Raw genomic sequence first — 17,873 nt, 5'->3', positions numbered from 1 at the left:
TGGACGATCGACGGCCTCGGGCGCTCAGCCAGCATCGTGCTCACAGTTCGTTGAGATCCTTACTCGCCCTCGTCACTCAAATGCACTCTAGCCACATCTGTCTCAACAAACCTTGGCAGAGAGGGGGGACGCGGTTCCGCTCACGAACGCATGAGGCAGAACTCGTTGCCGTCGGGATCCAGCATCGTGATCCAGTCCGCACGCTCGGCCTGAACCGTCGCCCCCAGCGCGCACAGCCGCTCGACCTCCGCGACCGCGTCGGTGGCGGCCAGGTCGAGGTGAACCCGGTTCTTGACCCGCTTGCTCTCCGGCACGCGCTGGAAGAAGATGCGCGGCAGCCTGCCGTCGGTGTGGACGAGCAGGACCGTGGGGTCGTCCTCCGGGTCGTCGATTCCCATGGAGCGCAGCCGTGCCAGCTCCTCCTCGTCGTACGGCGCGATCTCGTAGCCGTCCAGGGCCTGCGCCCAGAACCGGGCAGACGAGGCCGGATGAGGGCTGTCGAACACGATGTCCTTGATGGATGCCACGGGACTCCCTTCGGAGACGGATGACGGCGGCACCAGAAGGCTAGAAGGACAGCGCGATCCACAGCTCGGCCCGGACGGAGGGATCGTCCAGATCGCGGCCGAGCAGCTCGCTCACCCGCTTCATGCGATAGCGCAGGGTGTGCCGATGCACGCCCAGGCGCTGCGCCGCCGCGTCCCAGTGGCCGTTGCTGGCCAGGTAGGCGCGCAGCGACTCGACCAGGTCGGCGCGCGAGCCGTACTCGCGGAGCGGCGCGAGGATCGCCGCGGCGAACGACGCGGCGGCGGCCGGGTCGATCAGCGACAGCAGCCCGCGCCCGGCCAGCTCGCCGAAGCGCGCCACGGGCGAAGCCGACACCAGCGCCCTTCTGGCCTGGTCGAGAGCGAGGTCCAATGCCTGGGCCCGGTCCATGCTCTGGGCACGGCTCTGGACACGGTCCTGAGGACGGAGCGGCAGATGGTCCGGGTCACGGGGGGCAGGGCCCGGGACGCCGTCCTGGACGCCGTCGTCCCAGGTCTCCGCGAACGTCTCCATCCGGCTCTCCCACCGGTTGGCCGCCCGGACGGGCCCGGCGATCTCCACGCCGGGCATGCTGACGCCCACCCTGCCGTGCCGCGCGGCCAGCGCGACGATCTCGTCGGCGCGCGAGTCAGGGGCCAGCACGACGAGCAGCCCCTCCCAGTGCGCGGTGAAGCACACGGGAACCGCCGGCGACGTCGTCACGGCGGCCTGCGGGCCCTGCGCCTCGTGCCCGCTCATCTCGGCCGGACGGCGCCCGGCCGAGGAGCGCGGCGTCGCGCCGGTGAGTGCCTCGGTCAGCGCCTCGGAGTCGGGCGTGTCGCAGGCGAGAACCGTGACCGGCTCCCCCGGCAGCCGTGTGCCGAGGGCCGACAGGGTCTCCGCGGCGGCCCGCGCCTCCCCGGCCAGCAGCAGCCGGAGCACGGCGGAACGCACCTGCGCCGCCGCCGCCCGCTGCTCCCTGCCCTGTTCCAGCGCGAGCGTCAGCAGGGATCCCGCCGCGTTGACGACCGTGTGCGCGATGGGCGCGAACGGCCGCGAGGACCCCACCGCGAAGAACCCCCTGCGGCCCAGCGGCTGGACGACGACGTGCTCGTCCGGGGTGGCCAGCGCGAGGCTCGACAGCGACGGCGTGTTCCGCAGCCTGGCGAGCTCGGGCTCCAGCGACCTGGCCGTCTCCCCCGCCCAGTCCGCCACCGCGCCGCGCGGGCCCGCCGGGCCGGCGCGGCGGCCGGTCGCGTCGGCGGCGTGCCGTACGGCGCCCGAGGGGTCGAGCAGCAGCGCCCAGCCGCCGATCTCGCGCGCCAGCCGGTCCACCACCGCCACCGGGCCCTGCCGCCGCAGGGCGGCCCGCGTGAGCCTGCCCTGAGCCGCGAAGGCGCGGCTGATCTCCTCGTACTGCTCCCCCGCCAGCAGGTCGCTCACGGCCTTGCCGATCGCGATGAACGGCGTGTCCCTCGGCACCTCGACCAGCGGCAGCCCGGCGGCGTCGGCCGCCTCGGCGAAGCCGGACGGCACGGCCTCGTGGCTCAGCCCCACCCCGAACCCCAGCCCGGTGACGCCCCGGGCCACGAGCCGGGAGACGTACGGCACGGCGTCGGCGGCGGACAGGCGCATGCCGGTCGTGAGCACCAGTTCGCCGCCTTCGAGGAACGGCGTCGGATCCTCCAGTTCGCTCACCGCGACCCAGCGGACCTTCCTGTCGAGGGCGGCACGCCCCGCGAGGACCGCGAGGTGGAGCGGTACGATCGCGGTGATCCGGCGCAGCGTGGGTGCCACTGGTCTTCCCCCCGACGGACCGGCTTGTCCTCACCGGCCAAAATTACGCATACATTCTGACATAGCGGCATATCGGCAGGCGGCGGTGGCGGTCGTACGGTCGGAAGTATGAGCACTGCCACCACGCACGGCGGCCCGCAACTCCCTCAGGAGCGCCGCCTCCTCACCGAGATCCCCGGCCCGCGCTCCCGCGAGCTGTTCGCGCGCAAGCAGACCGCCGTGCCTCCGGGCATCGGCACCACCCTGCCCGTCTTCGTGACGCACGCGGGCGGCGGTGTGATCGTCGACGTGGACGGCAACTCACTGATCGACTTCGGCTCCGGCATCGCGGTGACCAACGTCGGCAACGCCGCCCCCCGGGTCGTCGAGCGCGTGCGGAAGCAGGTCGCCGACTTCACCCACACCTGCTTCATGGTCGCCCCGTACGAGTCGTACGTCGCGGTGTGCGAGAAGCTCAACGAGCTCACGCCCGGCGACCACGAGAAGCGGACGTTCCTGGTCAACAGCGGCGCGGAGGCCGTCGAGAACGCGGTCAAGGTCGCGCGGCACGCCACCGGGCGGCAGGCGGTCGTCGCCTTCGACCACGGCTACCACGGCCGCACGCTGCTGACGATGACGCTGACGGCCAAGAGCATGCCGTACAAGCACGGGTTCGGGCCGTTCGCGCCCGAGGTGTACCGGGTGCCGCTCGCCTACCCGTTCCGCTGGCCGACCGGCCCGGACAACTGCGCCGAGGAGGCCGCGGCGCAGGCGATCGACATGATCACCAAGCAGATCGGCGCGGAGAACGTCGCGGCGGTGGTCATCGAGCCGATCGCGGGCGAGGGCGGCTTCATCGAGCCCGCCCGCGGCTTCCTGCCGAGGATCGCCGAGTTCTGCCGCGCCAACGGCATCGTGTTCATCGCGGACGAGGTGCAGACGGGCTTCGCCCGCACCGGCCACATGTTCGCCTGCGAGGACGAGGGCGTCGTCCCCGACATCATCACCACCGCGAAGGGCATCGCCGGCGGTCTTCCGCTGGCGGCGGTGACCGGCAGGGCCGACCTGCTCGACCACGTCCACGGCGGCGGCCTCGGCGGCACGTACGGGGGCAACCCGCTCGCCTGCGAGGCGGCCCTCGGCGTGCTGGAGACCATCGAGCAGGACAAGCTCGTCGAGCGCGCCCGGCACATCGGCGAGATCATGCTGCCCCGCCTGCGCGCCATCCAGGAGCACAACCCGATCGTCGGGGACGTGCGCGGACGCGGCGCGATGATCGCCGTCGAACTCGTGAAGCCCGGCACCAAGGAGCCCTACCCCGCCGCCGACATCGCGCGCAGGTGCCACGAGCAGGGCCTGCTCGTGCTCACCGCCGGGACGTACGGCAACGTGCTGCGCTTCCTGCCGCCGCTGGTCATCCCGGACCACCTGCTCGAAGAGGGCCTCTCGATTCTGGAGAAGGCACTCAACGCGGATTAGACCGTTTGAATGACATCAAAAGGGGCACCCGGTCTGTTCCAGGGTGTCCCTTTTGTTGTTGTACGGCTTGTGTTATGCCTCGATTTAACCATCACTTGGCCCGACTCGCGCCGATCACGAAGGGTAACCGCGTTATAACGGTTCCGATAGGCGATCGAGGGGGGACTTTGATGAGCTGGAACCCAAACGGCGCCGAGCGGCTCATGCTGACGTTCGACCCTGCCGGCCTCACCACCACGCAGCGCGACGGCGACGCCTGTGTCGTCTGCCACAAGAAATGGCCCCGCCCCCGCGTCAAGGTCGGGATGCTGCCCGACAACGCCCCCGTCCACGCGTGCGACGACTGCGCCGAGGCCCTGCTGCCCGCCCCCGAGGGCAAGGTGCCGCTGCCCCGCCGCTCCCGGGCGGCCACGTCCTGACCCCGTCTCGCGGGGCGAGGGCCGCGGCCGACGGCGACACACCGGCGTGAACGGCGGATCTCGCGGTCAGCCGTGACGGGACGCCCGGTGCGGGTCGTCAGGTCGCCAGGCCCTGCAGGTGAGCGGCCAGGACCGCGCTCACGCGCTCGGGCGGCATCGACTCCGGCGCGGTCAGGACGTGCACGGTCAGGCCGTCGACGAGAGCGTGCAGGCGCGCCGTCTCGAACTCGGCGTCCCGGTGCCCGGCGAGCTCCCCCTCCGCCGCGAGCGCGCCGATGACCAGCGCCGCCGCCTCCCGCACGCCGTCGTGGGCGCGACGCAGCCAGCCCGCGGCGGCCGGGTCGCCCTGGGCCCCCGCGGCCAGCCGCAGCCAGACCTCGGCCTCCGCGCGCCTTTCCGCGTCCATGGGCAGCAGTTGCTCCAGCAGGAGGCGTACGGCCTCGCGGACGGGCCCGTGGAAGTGGGTGCTCTCGATACGCGCGCGAACCCGCGTGTCGACGTGCTCCATCGCGAAGGCGAGCAACTCCGCCTGGGTCGAGAAGTAGTGCCGCAGCGCGCTCGGGGACCAGCCGGCCTCCGCGGCGATGCTGCGCACGGTGGCGGCGCCGACGCCGTCCCTGCGCACGACCCGCCACAGCGCCTCGGCGATCTCCTCCCGCCGCACCCGGCGATCCACGATCTTCGGCACAGCTCCTCCACCCACGCGACCCGATTTTTTTATAGCACAATGTGTGAGAACCGTTCGTGGCACGTCGTGCGAAAAAAAGGAGCCGCCATGCTGATCGTTCTGATCGTCGCCTGCGAGGTCGCGTTCTGGGTGCTCCTCACGGCGGGTCTCTCGGTCCGATACCTCCTGCGCCGCCGGCGGCTCGGCGGCCTGTTGCTGCTCGCCGTCCCCCTCGTCGACCTGGTCCTCCTCGTGGCGAGCGTCGCCGACCTCCGCGACGGCGGCCAGGCCGGGCTCGCGCACGGGCTGGCCGCGGCGTACCTGGGGTTCACCGTCGCCTTCGGGCACGACATGGTGCGGTGGGCCGACGTCAGGTTCGCCCACCGCTTCGCCGGGGGGCCGCCGCCCGAGCGGCGCAAGCTCTACGGCAGGGAACGGGCCCGGTACGAATGGCGCGCCTGGGGCAAGGGCATGCTCGGCTGGGCCGTCGCCTGCGGCCTGCTGCTGGCCGGCGTCGCGTTCGTCGGCGACCTCGACCGCTCGGCGGCGCTGCTGGAGTGGGCCGGCCGCCTGACGTTCGTCATGGTGATCTGGCTGGTGTTCTGGCCGGTCGCCTGCACCGTCTTCCCCACCCGTGCGCCCCAGGACGCCGCGACGCGCGACTCCTCGCTCAGCGGCGGGCCCCCACGCTGACCGGCGGGGCGCCGCGCCGCCCGATCAGGACCCGATCAGGACCCGGTCAGGACACGACGCGCGACCAGCGCTCCACCCACTTGTCGTACGCCTCGGGGCGCACCGCGAAGTAGACGCCCCGGAACGCGCGGGACGTGCCGGCGCGGTAGTCCAGGCAGATCCGGCGGGCCGCGCCGGTGCACGCCTCGGGGTTGGCCGGGGCGAGGCCCGTCCAGGCGGCCACCCTGCGCTGCACGTCCGCCGAGATCGTGAAGTCGAGCCACTTGTACGCGCACGACGGATGCGGGGCCTGGGCCGACATCATCCACGCGTCGGCCCAGCCGGTCACCGGCCGGTCCGTCAGCGCCTTCACCGGCTTGTGCCCCCGCCTGAGCACGTCCAGGTGGTACGGCGTGGCCTGCGCGAGCCGTGCTGACCCGGTGGCGAACGCCTGGACGACCTCGACGGGATCACGCCAGAAGACGCGGCGGTCGTCCTCGCCGGAGGTGAACAGTTCGGCGGCGGCGTCGAGTTGGGCGTCGGTGAGGTCGAACGGGTCGTCGATCTCCTCGCCCGCGGCCTTGAGCGCCAGCGCCGCGTCCGCCAGCGACAGCGGGCGGTCGCGCAGCAGCACCGGGCCCTTGTCCCGGAAGAGCGCCTCCGGGCCGTCGGGACTGACCTTGTCCGCGTCGTAGAGGACCTCGTTGGTCGCCCAGACGTACGGCACGCCGTACACCGTCTCGTCCCGGGTGACCGACGGCAGCGTGCGCAGCCGCTTGGGGATCTTGTCGTAGTCGTGCAGCAGCGCGGTGTTGACCGGCGCGGCCCTGCCCTCGTTCATGAGCCGGCCGCCCACCTCGGGCGTCGCCGAGATCACGTCGAACGACGACGGCGGGAAGTCGGCCTGCTTCTCCTCCTGGCGGGGGTCGTAGTAGCGCAGGCTGACCTTGCAGCCCGTCTGCTTCTCGAAGGTGCCGACCCACTTGACCTTGGGATCGACACCGCCCCACTCGGCGTACCCGTCGATCGCGACCACGCTGAGCCTTCCCTCGCCCGGCCCGAGGGTCGAGGCGGGGGTGGGCGTGGGGGCCGCGGCGGACGGACTGGGGGCGGCGCTGCGGGAGGCGGCCGCCGCTGCCGCCGACGTGCCCGGCGTCGTCACCTGCGTCTCGGGCGCGGGCCGGCCACCGCAGGCGGCGGCGAGCAGGCCCGCGGCCACGACCGTCGCGGCCACGTGTGTACGGCGCACGCACGACCCCCAGGAGAGAAGACGACGCCCCGAGCCTACTCGGCCCCACCGGCCCGGGGCGTCGCCCACGTCGTCACGCGTTGGTGGGGAAGCCCAGGTTCACCCCGCCGTGGGACGGGTCGAGCCACCGCGAGGTGACGACCTTGCCCCGGGTGTAGAAGTGGACCCCCTCGGTGCCGTGCACGTGCGTGTCGCCGAACAGCGAGGCCTTCCAGCCGCCGAAGCTGTAGAAGGCCATCGGCACCGGGATCGGCACGTTGACGCCGACCATGCCGACCTCGACCTCGTTCTGGAAGCGCCGGGCCGCGCCGCCGTCGTTGGTGAAGATCGCGGTGCCGTTGCCGTACTCGCCGGTGTTGATGAGCTCCAGGCCCTCCTCGTACGAGCGGACCCGCACGATCGACAGCACCGGGCCGAAGATCTCCTCCCGGTGGACGCGGGAGTTCGGCGGCACGTGGTCGAGGACGGTCGGGCCGAGCCAGAAGCCGTTCCCCCGGCCGCCGCGCACCGGCGTCTCCCGGCCGTCGACCACGAGCTTGGCCCCCTCCTCGACACCGATGTCGAGGTAGGACGCGACCTTGTCCCGGTGGGCGGCGGTGACGAGCGGGCCCATCTGCGACTCGGGGTCGTTCCCCGGGCCGATCTGGAGGTCGCGCACCCGCGCCACGATCTTCTCGACCAGTTTGTCGCCGATCGGGTCGACCGCGAGCACCACGGAGATCGCCATGCAGCGCTCCCCCGCCGAGCCGAAGCCCGCCGAGACGGCCGAGTCCGCGACCAGGTCGAGGTCGGCGTCGGGCAGCACCAGCATGTGGTTCTTGGCCCCGCCGAGGGCCTGGACCCGCTTGCCGTGGGCCGTGCCGGTCTCGTACACGTACCGCGCGATCGGGGTGGAGCCGACGAACGACACGGCCCGTACGGCCGGGTGCTCGAGCAGCCGGTCCACCGCCACCTTGTCGCCCTGGACGACGTTGAACACGCCGTCCGGCAGTCCTGCCCGCCGCCACAGCTCCGCGAGCAGCAGGGACGCGGAGGGGTCGCGCTCCGAGGGCTTGAGCACGAAGGTGTTCCCGCAGGCGATGGCCACGGGGAACATCCACATCGGGACCATCGCCGGGAAGTTGAACGGCGTGATGCCCGCCACCACGCCGAGCGGCTGGCGGATCGAGTAGGAGTCGACGCGGGTCGAGACGTTCTCGGAGTAGCCGCCCTTGAGCAGGTGGGGGATGCCGCAGGCGAACTCCACGACCTCCAGGCCGCGGGCCACCTCGCCGAGCGCGTCGGAGTGCACCTTGCCGTGCTCGGCGCTGATCAGCGCGGCCAGGTCGTCGCGGTGCGCGTCGAGCAGTTCGCGGAACCGGAACAACACAGAGGCGCGCTTCACCAGCGAGGCGTCGCGCCAGTCGGGGTAGGCCCGCGCGGCGGCCTCGACCGCCGCGTCGACCTCCTCGGCCGTGGCGAGCGACACCTGCCCGCTCACCTCGCCCGTGGCGGGGTCGAACACCTCGGCCGTACGGCCGGCGCCCTCGACGATCTCGCCGCCGATCCAGTGGTTAACGCGCTTCATCGTTGACAGTCTCCAGAGCGGTGACGAGGATGCCCAGGCCCTCGCGGGCCTCGTCCTCGGTGAGGGTGAGCGGCGGCGCCATCCGCAGCGTGTTGCCGTACAGCCCGCCCTTGCCGACGAGCAGGCCGAGCTTCCTGGTCTCCTCCAGGAAACGCGCGGCGAGCGCCGGGGCGGGGGCCTTTGTGGCGGGGTCGACAAGTTCGACGGCGAACATCAGCCCCTTGCCGCGCACGTCGCCGACGACGGCCAGCCGGGGGGCCGCCTCGTGCAGCCCGCCGATGACGATCTCGCCGGTCCGGGCAGCGTTGGCCTGCAGGTCGTGGTCGAGCACGTAGTCGAGAGTGGCGTTGGCCGCCGCCATCGAGATCGGGTTGCCGCCGAACGTCGCCACGCCGGCGGCGTGCGGGCCGTCCATGAGATCGCCACGCGCCACGACGCCGCCGACGGCGAAGCCGTTGCCGAGCCCCTTGGCGAAGGTCATCATGTCCGGCGTCACGCCGTGGTTCTGCATCCCGAAGAACGCCGATCCCGTACGGCCCCAGCCGGTCTGCACCTCGTCGGAGATGAGCAGGATGCCCTCCTCGTCGAGGACCTCCTTGTAGGCCGCGAACAGCCCGTCGGGGGCCATGGTGAACCCGCCCACACCCTGGATGGGCTCGGCGATGAGCGCGGCGACGTCCTTGGTGACCGCCGTGGCGAGCACGTGGCGAAGGTCGTCCACGCAGGCGGCGATGTAGTCGGCGTCGGACATGCCGCGGAACTGCGCCAGGTGCTGGTCGGCGCCGTGCAGGAAGTGCACGTTGAGCGGCGACAGCGAGTTGTTCTTCCACGACCTGTTGGAGGTCACGCTGACCGCCCCGAAGGACCGGCCGTGGTAGCTCTGCCGCATGGCGAGCACCTGGTCGGACCCCCGGGCGTAGGTGGCGAGCAGCAGGGCCGTCTCGTTGGCCTCGGTGCCGGAGTTGGTGAAGAAGACCTTCGCGTCCGGGATGCCGGACAGGCGGGCGATCTTCTCGGCCAGCTCGACCTGACCGCGGATCAGGTACAGCGTCGAGGTGTGGACGACGCCGGTGGCGAGTTGCCGCTCGACGGCCTCCCGCACCTCGGGCACGTCGTACCCGATCATGTTGGTCAGGATCCCGGCGAAGAAGTCGAGGTAGCTCTTCCCGTTCGCGTCGACAACGCGGTTCCCCTTGCCGCCGACGATCTCGATGGGCTCGTTGTAATACAGGGCCATCCAGTTCGGCATGACCGCGCGATGGCGTGCGAGAAGGTCCGACATGCTCCGAGTATCCCGGTTGACGGGCGCCTGGCTCACCCGTCAGCCTGTCTAGGATCTCGCGACGTTCGCTTACACAGTGGTGGGCTCCGCCGGCTCCTGCGCGCGGGCCGCCACGGCGGTCCCACGGCGCAGGACCAGCAGCGCGACCAGGGCCGCAGCGAGAGAGCAGCCCGCGCCCACCCAGGACCCCGCGGCCATCGCCGACACGAACGCGTCACGTCCGGCGGCGGCCACGGCGGCGTCGCCGAGGTTCACCGCGACGCCGATCGACTCACGCGCCGCCGACGGCGCGGACTCGGGCATGGCCGCCGTGTACGCGCCCGCGAGCACGCTGCCGAGAACGGCGACCCCGAGCGCCATGCCGGCCTGCTGCACCGTGTCGTTGAGCGCGGAGCCGACCCCGGCGCGCTCGGGCGGCACCGCGCCCATCAGCGTGGCGTACGCCGCGGGGCCGGCCAGTCCGCCGCCCACCCCCATGACCATCAGGCCGGCGATCAGCGTGCCGTACCCGCCGGTGAGCGTGGACAGCAGCACGAAACCGGCGGCCATGACGACCAGGCCGGAGACGATCAGCGTGCGGTTGCTCACCTTCTTGCCCAGCGTCGCGCCCAGGCCGTTGAACACCATCGCGGCCGCCACGTAGGGCAGCAGGGCGAAGCCCGCCTGCAGCGGCTCGTAGCCCAGGACGAATTGCAGATACTGCGTGATGGCCAGCATCAGCGCGCCCGCGCCGAACGACAGCAGCACGATGGAGAAGGACGCGCCGCTGAACGAGCGGTCGCGGAACAGGCCGAGCGGCAGCATGGGATGGGCGGTGTGGCGCTCCCAGAGCGCGAACGCCACCAGGGCCGCCACCGAGACCGCCAGGGCCAGGGGGCTGAAGTGCCCGCCCGGCGCCGAGACGACGGCCCAGACCAGGCCGCCCATCCCCACCATGGACAGGATCGCGCCGACCGGGTCGGCCCGCCGCGCCTCGCCGTACGTCTCCGGCATGAGCGCGAAGGCCGCGACGATCGCCAGCGCCGCGATCGGCACGTTGAGCAGGAAGACCGAGCCCCAGTAGTAGTGCTGGAGCAGGAAGCCGCCGATCGTCGGGCCCGCGATGACACCGACCATCGCGACCGAACTCCACGCGGCGATGGCCTTGCGCCGCTCGCCCTCGTCGAACACCGTGATCAGGATCGACAGGGTCGACGGCATCACGCAGGAGCCGCCGACGCCCATCAGCGCGCGGGCGGCGACGAGCTGCCAGGGCTCGGTGGCGAGCGTGGCCGCCAGCGAGGCCCCGCCGAAGAACGCCAGGCCGATCACGAGCATCCGCCGCCTGCCGTACCGGTCGGACAGGCTGCCCGCGCTGAGCAGCAGCCCCGCGAAGACCAGCACGTACGCGTCGATGATCCACTGCACGTCGGACGGCGTCGCGCCCAGGTCGCGCATGAGCGACGGGATGGCCAGGTTGAGGACGGTGTTGTCGACGACCAGGGTGAGCAGGCTCAGGCAGAGAACACCGAGGATCCACCAGCGCCGGGGATGGGACATGAGTCACCTCGAACAGTGTGCGAGTAATGCCGAACACTGTACGACTAAGTCGAACATCGTGCGAGCGAATATTGTGAAGCCGTGTCGGTGAAGCCGTTCTCCTCGGTCTGGACCCGCGAGCGCAAGGGAACGCGCGAGCAGGGGCTCAGCCGTGACCAGATCGTCCGGGCGGCACTGGAGTTGCTCGACGCGGAGGGTCTCGACGCCCTCAGCATGCGCAAGCTCGGCGCCCGGCTCGGCGCGGGGGCGACCAGCCTCTACTGGCACGTCGCCAACAAGGACGAGCTGATCGAGCTCGTGATGGACGAGGTCTACGCCGCCGTGGTGCTGCCCGAGGCCGCCGACTGGCGGGAGACGGCGCGGGTCTTCGCCTACGGCATGCGCCACGCGGTCTTCGAGCATCCCTGGAGCGCGAGCCTCATCGGCGTAGTCCCCGCGCTCGGGCCGAACGCGCTCACCGCGTCAGACCGGCTGATGGGCGCCTTCGCCCGCGCGGGGTTCGAGGGCATCGACGTCGACTACGCCATGACGGCCGTCGTGTCCTACACGCTGGGGGCCACGATTCCCGAGGTCGCCTTCCTCACCGTGCTGGAGGCCACCGGGCAGAGCCTCGCGGACCTGCAGTCCGCCGTGGAACCCATCGTGATGAAGGCGATGGCCGATCGGCCCAACCTGCTGAAGCGCTACGAGTCCTACGCGAGCGAGGGCGTCGACCCGCTCGTCGCCCGCAGGCTCGCCTTCGAGTTCGGGCTGACGGCCCTGCTGGACGGCCTCGGCACCCGCCTGCGCTGAACGGCTCGGCACGCGTCCGGGCTGAGCGCCTTGGCGCGCGTGTGCGCGGCACGGCTCGGTGCGCGTGTGCGTTGAGCAGCCGCCCAAGGCACAGTGTCAGACACCGGCGGGTCGTCGTTACATTATGATCAGGTAGCCTCTGAACATGCTGCCCACGGTCGCCGACGTGCTCGCGCTGGACACCGTCCGGCGCGGCAGCCCCCGTGTGGTGGCGGGCGGCGACCGGCTCGACACGAGGGTCCGATGGGTCCACGTTGGCGAGGTGCACGACATCGCCCACCTGTTACGCGGCGGCGAGCTGGTGCTCACGACCGGGGTGGCGCTGCCGGGCGAGCCCGACAAACTGGCCGACTGGGTCTCCGAGCTGGCCACCGTCGGCGCCTCCGGCCTGATCGTGGAGCTCGGCAGGCGGTTCGTCCGCGAGCTGCCCAGGGCGGTGGTCAAGGCGGCGGAGGAGCACGGACTGCCCCTGATCACGCTGGCCCGCGAGACGCCCTTCGTGCAGATCACCGAGTCGGTCCATTCGCGGATCATCGACATCCAGCTGCAGGAGCTGCGGGCCTCCGAGCAACTGCACGAGGTCTTCACCGAGCTGTCGGTCGAAGGCGCGTCCCCCGCGGAGGTGCTCAACCAGGTCGCGCGGTTCTCCGGCCGCCCGGTGCTGCTGGAGAACCTGGCCCACCAGGTCCTGGCGTGCGACGCCGCCGGTGGCGACACCGGATCCGTACTGGCCAACTGGGAGACCAGGTCGCGTGCGGTGATGCCGGCCGAGCGGACCGCCTACGACGCCGCCGCCGGGTGGCTGGTAACCATGGTCGGCGCCCGCGGCCAGGACTGGGGGCGGCTGATCCTGCTGTGCGACGACTCGCCCAGCCCCCGTGACATCGTCCTGGCGGAACGCGCGGCGACGACGCTCGCCCTCGGCCGCCTGCTGGAGCGGCACCAGGAGTCCCTGGAGCGGCAGGCACACGGGACCATACTGACCGGCATCCTCACCCACGCGTACGCCGACCCCGACGAGGCCGCCGCCCGCGCCCGCGCCGTCGGCGTCCCGCTCACCGGCCGCAGGCTCGTCAGCGCCGTCATCCGGCTCACCGCGCCCGCCGGCACCGCGCTCGGCGAGCAGGCCAGGCTGGGCGAGCTCGCCGAGGCCTGCGCCGCCGCCTGCCGCGAGGCCAAGCTGCCCGCCCTGGTCGGGGCGCTGGACCAGAGCCGCGTCGGAGTGCTGCTCCCGCTGCCGCCCCGCATGGCCGCCGAGACCGCGCTCGGCGCGCTGGCCGAGCGCCTCCGGGCGAACTTCCCCACGCCGTTCGTGCTGGCGGCGGGCTCGGTCGTCGAGTCGATAAAGGACGTGCGCCGGGGATTCCTGGAGGCCGAGCAGGTGGCGGAGGTCGCCGTGCGCCAGCCCGACGGCCGGCCGTTCTACCGGCTGCCCGACCTGCGGCTGCGCGGCCTGCTGCACCTGATGCGCGACGACGCCCGGTTGCAGACCTTCGCCGAGCGCGAGCTAGGGGCCCTCCTCGCCCACGATGCCCAGCGGCACAGCGACCTGACCAGGATCCTGCGCATCTATCTCGACGCGGGACGCAACAAGGCGGTCGCGGCGCAGAAGGCCCATCTGTCCCGCCCCGCGTTCTACGACCGGCTGCGGCGGCTCGAACGCGTCCTCGACACCGACCTCGACGACGTCGAGTCGTGCCTGTCGCTGCACATCGCGCTCCTCGCCCTGGAGACGTTCCGCCGCGAGGTCACCTGAGGGCTTTTCGCCTGGGTGTGACGATGACCGGCCAGGCGATTTGACCCGTTAGGACGCTCGATAGGTGACTCCTCGCGGAGTTGCCGACACCCGGAAGGAAGGTTTGCCGCCCCGGGTGTAAGTCCTATCGCACCCGGCTACTCTCCGCACACTCGCAATCACGGGGTGAATCGTGCTTACCTCGAAACGTGCCCACGATGAGCGAACCCAGAATCAGCCCGACGGTCGTGGTACGGGCCCTGTCCGCGCGTTTTCCCAAATGGACCATCTGGTGGGGCGAGGCCACCACCCACTACTGGGGCATGTCCCGGCGGCGTGACGGGCTGCTCGTCCACATCGAGGCGCGATCGGCACAGGAGTTCGTCCAGCGAGCCCGGGAGATCGACGCCAACACCCCTTGATGCACCGATGTGCATGAATGTCCGATTCGACAGGCGGGAGCCGTCGAAGTCGTCTGGGAAATTCATGCGCTTCAGCGCGTTTCCGTCCCCTCCGTACGTAATTCTCGCCACGATGGTCACGCAAGGATCATCGAGCGGGAGCAGTCGCATGAAACGCCGCCTGATCGTCGGGGCCACCGCGCTGGCCCTGACGACGACCATCCCTTCGGCACCGGCCACCGCCGAGCCCGTCGCCGGACTTCCGACGACGAGCTTCCCACTCGGCGAGCCAGGAGTCCCGAAGTCGGCGGCCAAGAGCCTGGCCCCCGGCGTCAGCTACTTCACCCTCCAGCACGGCAAGCCTCAGGACGGATACACGGTCAGCGTCGTCGTCGGAGGCAAGGACTTCATGTCCGAGGCCAAGGCCCAGGCCAACGCGCTGGCCGTACAGGAGGCCGGGCTCGAACCCCTCATCGTGAAGTTCACCAGGCCCGCCGTCGCCGACCACCCCGCGGGCGACTACTTCATGGTGCGGGTGGGCAACTGGCCGCTCGACCAGAAGGCCGCGGCCGCCGACGTCGTCAAACAGCTAAAGGACGCCGGGGTGAGCGCGAAGGTCGACTTCATGGGCGACGACGGCTTCGTCACCACCGGCCCCTGGAATGTGCGGGTCATCGTCGTCGACCCCCGGAAGTTCCGCGGCTCCTACGAGGCGTCGCTCGGCACGAGCGTCGCCAAACGCGAGAAGGTCTCCGCCATGGCCTCCTCGGCCAAGGCCCTCGCCGCCGTGAACGGCGGTTTCTTCGACATCCACACGCTGCCCGCCTTCCGCGGCGACCCCACCGGCATCTCCGTGGTCCGCGGCAAACTGCTCAGCGAGGCCGTGCCCGGCCGTGTGGGCCTGGTCCTGCGGGGCCGTACGGCACGCGTCACCGAACTGTCGTCCACGGTCGTCGCCCGCGCGGCCGACGGGACCACGGCCGAGGTGACCGGACTCAACCGGGTGCCGAAGCCGGACGAGCTGGTCATGTACACCGAGGAACTCGGGCGGGACACCCCGCGGGACGACGGGATCGAGGTGGTCCTCGACGCGTCCGGCAGGGTGACCGCCGTCCGCGCGTCCGGCGGTCCCGTGGCACCCGGGACCCGCGTGCTGCACGCCGTCGGGGCCGCCGCGGACTGGCTGTCGCAGCGCGCGGGCGAGGGCACGGTCATCACGGTCACGACCCGCGTCACCGATCTGCGGACCGACAAGGCGATCCCGCTGACGCCGGAGACCAACATCGTCGGCGGTGCCATCGGCCTGGTCCGGAACGGCAAGACCTCCATCACCGCGTCGCGGGACGGCATGGCCAACACGAACATGATCCTGCGGCGCCACCCGCGCACGCTCGCCGGCGTCACCCGCGACGGCAAGCTCGTCATCGCGGTCGTCGACGGCCGCGCGCCGGGCACCACGATCGGCGCGTCGTTCTTCGAGGCGGCCGCGATCATGCGCTGGCTCGGCGCACGCGACGCCGTCAACCTGGACGGCGGCGGGTCGAGCACGATGGTCGTCGGCAAGAAGGTGGTCAACCGTCCTTCCGACGGCGGCGAGCGGGGAGTCGGCGACGCACTGCTGATCGTCCGCCCGCCCTCCTGAGCCGGGTCTCACGCCCAGACGCTTTACGTCCGGCGCCGGGCAGACGACGCGTGTGCGGGACTCGCTCAGACGCCGGACGTCGCGAGGAGCCGGGCGATCGTGTCGTCGTCGCAGGTGTCCCAGAACGTCCCGACCGTGTCTTCGAGGTGGTCGAACGAGGCCGCCTCGAAGAGGACCTCCTGATACTTCGTGATGTCGTAGTGAGTGGTCCCCATCGCGGCCAGGTCGAGCGGGCGGATGTCCATCCCGCGGAACTCCTCGATCTCGCCGTAGGAGCTGAGGATCCCCGCGCCGTACGCCCTGACTTCCCCGTCCTCCCGCATGACGCCGAACTCCATGGTGAACCAGAACACCTTGGACACGAACTCCAGCGCCTCGTCGGTCTCCACCCGCCGCGCCGCGCGGCCCGCGGCCCGGTAGAGCGCGGCGAACCGGGGTGACGCCAGCGTGTTCGCGTGCCCGATCACCTCGTGGATTACGTCCGGCTCAGGGGTGTAGAACGGCACGGAATGGTGCCTGATGTACTGCGTGGAGTGGAACAGGCCCGCCGCCAGGACCTCGTAGAACTCCCGAAGCGGGACCAACCCCGCCGCGGGCAGGTAGCGGAATCCCGTAAGCGGCTCCAGCAGGTCGCCGACCTCCTGAAGCTGCGGGATGCGGTCCTTCGGCAGGCCGAGCCGCGTCACCGCGTCGAGGAACTCCCGCACCGCGTACTTGTGGTGCTTGACCGCCAGTTCCCTGGTGACGAGCTCCCACACACGGTGCTCCTCCTCGGTGTACTCGGCCGTCGGGATGGGGTCACCCGGTTTGTGATCAAGCGCCAGCGCCGCGATCGCGTTGCGACGCTGACGATAGACGGCGTCCGCGAAACCGGGGTGGCTCGTGGCCAACTCGACGACGACGGATCCGTCATCCTTCGTCGCCACCGGAGCGAAATACTGCGCTTCTTCGAACATACTCCGATATGACAGCAAGTAAGTGTTTCAATGGCAAGAGTGACCAGTTGAAGTGTGCGAAACGCTCAAATCGGCGAGTTGCCGGGCGGGCACACTGGTCGATTCGCTCAGTCCAGGCGTACCCTCAGCGCATGCTCGACGCGCTCGACAGCCGCCTGCTGACCACCATGCGGGCCAACCCACGGATCGGACTCACCGAACTGGCCCGCCTGCTCGGCGTGGCCCGCGGCACCGTCCAGTCGCGGCTGGACAAACTCACCGCCCGCGGCGTCATCGGCGACTTCGGCCCGACGATCACGACAGAACAGATCGGCTACCCCATCCTCGCCTTCGCCTCCCTGCAGATCGCCCAGGGCAAACTGACCGAGGCCGTAGAGTGGCTGGACGGCATCCCCGAGATCCTCGAGGTCCACGGCACCAGCGGTCAGGCCGACCTCCTCTGCCGCGTCGTCGCCCGCAGCACCCCGCACCTGCAGGAAATCATCGCCCGCATCCTCGCCTCCCCCGCCATCCGGCGCACCGACACGACCATCGCCCTCTCTACTCAAATCTCCTTCCGCATCGAACCCCTACTGGCCGCCGCGGTCACACCACCCACGCAGTAACACCGCCCACGCCGTCCCGGCATCGGCCTTCCGGAATCGTGGGGTCTCGGCGTGCCGGCCTCTCGGCATGGAGGTCTGGAGGCGTCTGCTCGCTGGCCCGTCGCGGCATGGAGCTGCGGGGGCGCGTCGGCGAAGTCGGCCTTCGGACTTGGAGTTGTGGCGGTGTCGGGGAGTTGGCCTTATCGGACTCGGAGCAGTGGTGGGGGTGTCGCTGCGCCGGCCGGAAGGTCCGGTCCTCACGAAGCCCGCTCCGCTGGGCCTTCGCTGCGGTCCTCCCTCCCGCCCGCTCCGCTCCTCCGTGCTCACCTCCCGGCACCTTGGCCCGGCCACGCCACGGCACGGATCCATAGCCGTCTCCCCACCCGGCACTCCAGGCAGGACCCATGGGCGTTAGTCTCCGGAAGGCGTTGGTCTCCGGATATGCGAAAAGCCCCGGCCGACGGCCGGGGCTCAAAACACGTGAAGGCCACCCCAACCGGGATGGCCTCCACGTTATTCGAAAGATTGTCCGGCGGCGTCCTACTCTCCCACACCGTCCCCGGTGCAGTACCATCGGCGCTGGCAGGC

General features: G+C 71.1%; 16 protein-coding genes. 8 read left to right on the top strand and 8 right to left on the bottom strand.

Annotation, left to right across the window (positions count from 1 at the left end):
- Positions 1 to 140: 140 nt before the first annotated feature.
- Together HHX31_RS33035 and HHX31_RS33025 are read right to left on the bottom strand one after the other, a co-directional pair.
- Entirely contained in the window at positions 141 to 527 is a 387-nt protein-coding gene (locus HHX31_RS33035; protein WP_169953664.1) for a VOC family protein, read from the bottom strand.
- 40 nt (positions 528 to 567) lie between these two features.
- Entirely contained in the window at positions 568 to 2,322 is a 1,755-nt protein-coding gene (locus HHX31_RS33025; RefSeq protein ID WP_311932491.1) for a PucR family transcriptional regulator, read from the bottom strand.
- Positions 2,323 to 2,430: 108 nt separating this feature from the next.
- Between HHX31_RS33025 and gabT the strand changes: the two genes are divergently transcribed.
- Positions 2,431 to 3,780: a 4-aminobutyrate--2-oxoglutarate transaminase gene (gene gabT / locus HHX31_RS33020; RefSeq protein ID WP_169953662.1), complete on the top strand. Its 1,350-nt coding sequence runs from the start codon at positions 2,431 to 2,433 to the stop codon at positions 3,778 to 3,780.
- 170 nt (positions 3,781 to 3,950) lie between these two features.
- A complete protein-coding gene (locus HHX31_RS33015) occupies positions 3,951 to 4,199 on the top strand; it encodes a hypothetical protein (protein WP_169953660.1) in 249 nt (82 codons plus the stop codon).
- Between the two features lie 97 nt (positions 4,200 to 4,296).
- Here the strand turns inward: HHX31_RS33015 and HHX31_RS33010 are convergent, their stop codons facing one another.
- Positions 4,297 to 4,887 carry a TetR/AcrR family transcriptional regulator gene (locus HHX31_RS33010; RefSeq protein ID WP_169953658.1) on the bottom strand — a complete coding sequence of 197 codons (591 nt, stop codon included), beginning with the start codon at positions 4,885 to 4,887 and terminating at the stop codon, positions 4,297 to 4,299.
- Between the two features lie 87 nt (positions 4,888 to 4,974).
- Here HHX31_RS33010 and HHX31_RS33005 point away from each other — a divergent pair, with 87 nt between their 5' ends.
- On the top strand, positions 4,975 to 5,559 hold the full coding sequence (locus HHX31_RS33005; RefSeq protein WP_169953656.1) for a hypothetical protein: 585 nt from the start codon (positions 4,975 to 4,977) through the stop codon (positions 5,557 to 5,559).
- Positions 5,560 to 5,605: 46 nt separating this feature from the next.
- On the opposite strand, the gene HHX31_RS33000 is transcribed toward HHX31_RS33005, so the two are convergent.
- The 4 genes from HHX31_RS33000 to HHX31_RS32985 form a co-directional block, all read right to left on the bottom strand.
- Entirely contained in the window at positions 5,606 to 6,787 is a 1,182-nt protein-coding gene (locus HHX31_RS33000; RefSeq protein ID WP_169953654.1) for an extracellular solute-binding protein, read from the bottom strand.
- Between the two features lie 73 nt (positions 6,788 to 6,860).
- Positions 6,861 to 8,354 carry a CoA-acylating methylmalonate-semialdehyde dehydrogenase gene (locus HHX31_RS32995; RefSeq protein ID WP_169953652.1) on the bottom strand — a complete coding sequence of 498 codons (1,494 nt, stop codon included), beginning with the start codon at positions 8,352 to 8,354 and terminating at the stop codon, positions 6,861 to 6,863.
- On the bottom strand, positions 8,341 to 9,636 hold the full coding sequence (locus tag HHX31_RS32990; protein WP_169953650.1) for an aspartate aminotransferase family protein: 1,296 nt from the start codon (positions 9,634 to 9,636) through the stop codon (positions 8,341 to 8,343). Before HHX31_RS32990 ends, HHX31_RS32995 begins: the two co-directional genes overlap by 14 nt.
- Positions 9,637 to 9,705: 69 nt before the next feature.
- Positions 9,706 to 11,175 (bottom strand): MFS transporter, encoded by a 1,470-nt coding sequence (locus tag HHX31_RS32985; protein WP_169953648.1) that lies wholly within the window; start codon positions 11,173 to 11,175, stop codon positions 9,706 to 9,708.
- Between the two features lie 81 nt (positions 11,176 to 11,256).
- On the opposite strand from HHX31_RS32985, the gene HHX31_RS32980 reads away from it, so the two are divergent.
- The 4 genes from HHX31_RS32980 to HHX31_RS32965 all read left to right on the top strand — a co-directional run bounded on the left by HHX31_RS32980 (position 11,257) and on the right by HHX31_RS32965 (position 15,745).
- A complete protein-coding gene (locus tag HHX31_RS32980; protein WP_169953645.1) occupies positions 11,257 to 11,967 on the top strand; it encodes a TetR/AcrR family transcriptional regulator C-terminal domain-containing protein in 711 nt (236 codons plus the stop codon).
- 145 nt (positions 11,968 to 12,112) lie between these two features.
- Positions 12,113 to 13,723, top strand: a complete 1,611-nt coding sequence (locus HHX31_RS32975; protein WP_169953643.1) for a PucR family transcriptional regulator — start codon at positions 12,113 to 12,115, stop codon at positions 13,721 to 13,723.
- Positions 13,724 to 13,920: 197 nt separating this feature from the next.
- A complete protein-coding gene (locus HHX31_RS32970; RefSeq protein ID WP_169953641.1) occupies positions 13,921 to 14,124 on the top strand; it encodes a hypothetical protein in 204 nt (67 codons plus the stop codon).
- Positions 14,125 to 14,272: 148 nt separating this feature from the next.
- Positions 14,273 to 15,745 carry a phosphodiester glycosidase family protein gene (locus tag HHX31_RS32965; protein WP_169953639.1) on the top strand — a complete coding sequence of 491 codons (1,473 nt, stop codon included), beginning with the start codon at positions 14,273 to 14,275 and terminating at the stop codon, positions 15,743 to 15,745.
- A gap of 65 nt (positions 15,746 to 15,810) precedes the next feature.
- On the opposite strand, the gene HHX31_RS32960 is transcribed toward HHX31_RS32965, so the two are convergent.
- Positions 15,811 to 16,701 carry a phenylalanine 4-monooxygenase gene (locus tag HHX31_RS32960; RefSeq protein ID WP_169953637.1) on the bottom strand — a complete coding sequence of 297 codons (891 nt, stop codon included), beginning with the start codon at positions 16,699 to 16,701 and terminating at the stop codon, positions 15,811 to 15,813.
- Between the two features lie 131 nt (positions 16,702 to 16,832).
- On the opposite strand from HHX31_RS32960, the gene HHX31_RS32955 reads away from it, so the two are divergent.
- On the top strand, positions 16,833 to 17,306 hold the full coding sequence (locus tag HHX31_RS32955; RefSeq protein WP_169953635.1) for an Lrp/AsnC family transcriptional regulator: 474 nt from the start codon (positions 16,833 to 16,835) through the stop codon (positions 17,304 to 17,306).
- Positions 17,307 to 17,873: the final 567 nt, after the last annotated feature.

The sequence above is a fragment of the Microbispora sp. H11081 genome (assembly GCF_012999535.1).
Classification (GTDB): domain Bacteria; phylum Actinomycetota; class Actinomycetes; order Streptosporangiales; family Streptosporangiaceae; genus Microbispora.
Note: the sequence above shows the minus strand (reverse complement) of the source record. Positions and strands in the feature narration are given on the sequence as shown.

Excerpts from the sequence above, each read along its gene's own strand:
- gabT (WP_169953662.1), top strand. The coding sequence starts at position 2,431 with ATGAGCACTGCCACCACGCACGGCGGCCCGCAACTCCCTCAGGAGCGC.
- HHX31_RS33015 (WP_169953660.1), top strand. The coding sequence starts at position 3,951 with ATGAGCTGGAACCCAAACGGCGCCGAGCGGCTCATGCTGACGTTCGAC.
- HHX31_RS33005 (WP_169953656.1), top strand. The coding sequence starts at position 4,975 with ATGCTGATCGTTCTGATCGTCGCCTGCGAGGTCGCGTTCTGGGTGCTC.
- HHX31_RS32995 (WP_169953652.1), bottom strand. The coding sequence starts at position 8,354 with ATGAAGCGCGTTAACCACTGGATCGGCGGCGAGATCGTCGAGGGCGCC.
- HHX31_RS32990 (WP_169953650.1), bottom strand. The coding sequence starts at position 9,636 with ATGTCGGACCTTCTCGCACGCCATCGCGCGGTCATGCCGAACTGGATG.
- HHX31_RS32985 (WP_169953648.1), bottom strand. The coding sequence starts at position 11,175 with ATGTCCCATCCCCGGCGCTGGTGGATCCTCGGTGTTCTCTGCCTGAGC.
- HHX31_RS32975 (WP_169953643.1), top strand. The coding sequence starts at position 12,113 with ATGCTGCCCACGGTCGCCGACGTGCTCGCGCTGGACACCGTCCGGCGC.
- HHX31_RS32970 (WP_169953641.1), top strand. The coding sequence starts at position 13,921 with ATGAGCGAACCCAGAATCAGCCCGACGGTCGTGGTACGGGCCCTGTCC.
- HHX31_RS32965 (WP_169953639.1), top strand. The coding sequence starts at position 14,273 with ATGAAACGCCGCCTGATCGTCGGGGCCACCGCGCTGGCCCTGACGACG.
- HHX31_RS32960 (WP_169953637.1), bottom strand. The coding sequence starts at position 16,701 with ATGTTCGAAGAAGCGCAGTATTTCGCTCCGGTGGCGACGAAGGATGAC.
- HHX31_RS32955 (WP_169953635.1), top strand. The coding sequence starts at position 16,833 with ATGCTCGACGCGCTCGACAGCCGCCTGCTGACCACCATGCGGGCCAAC.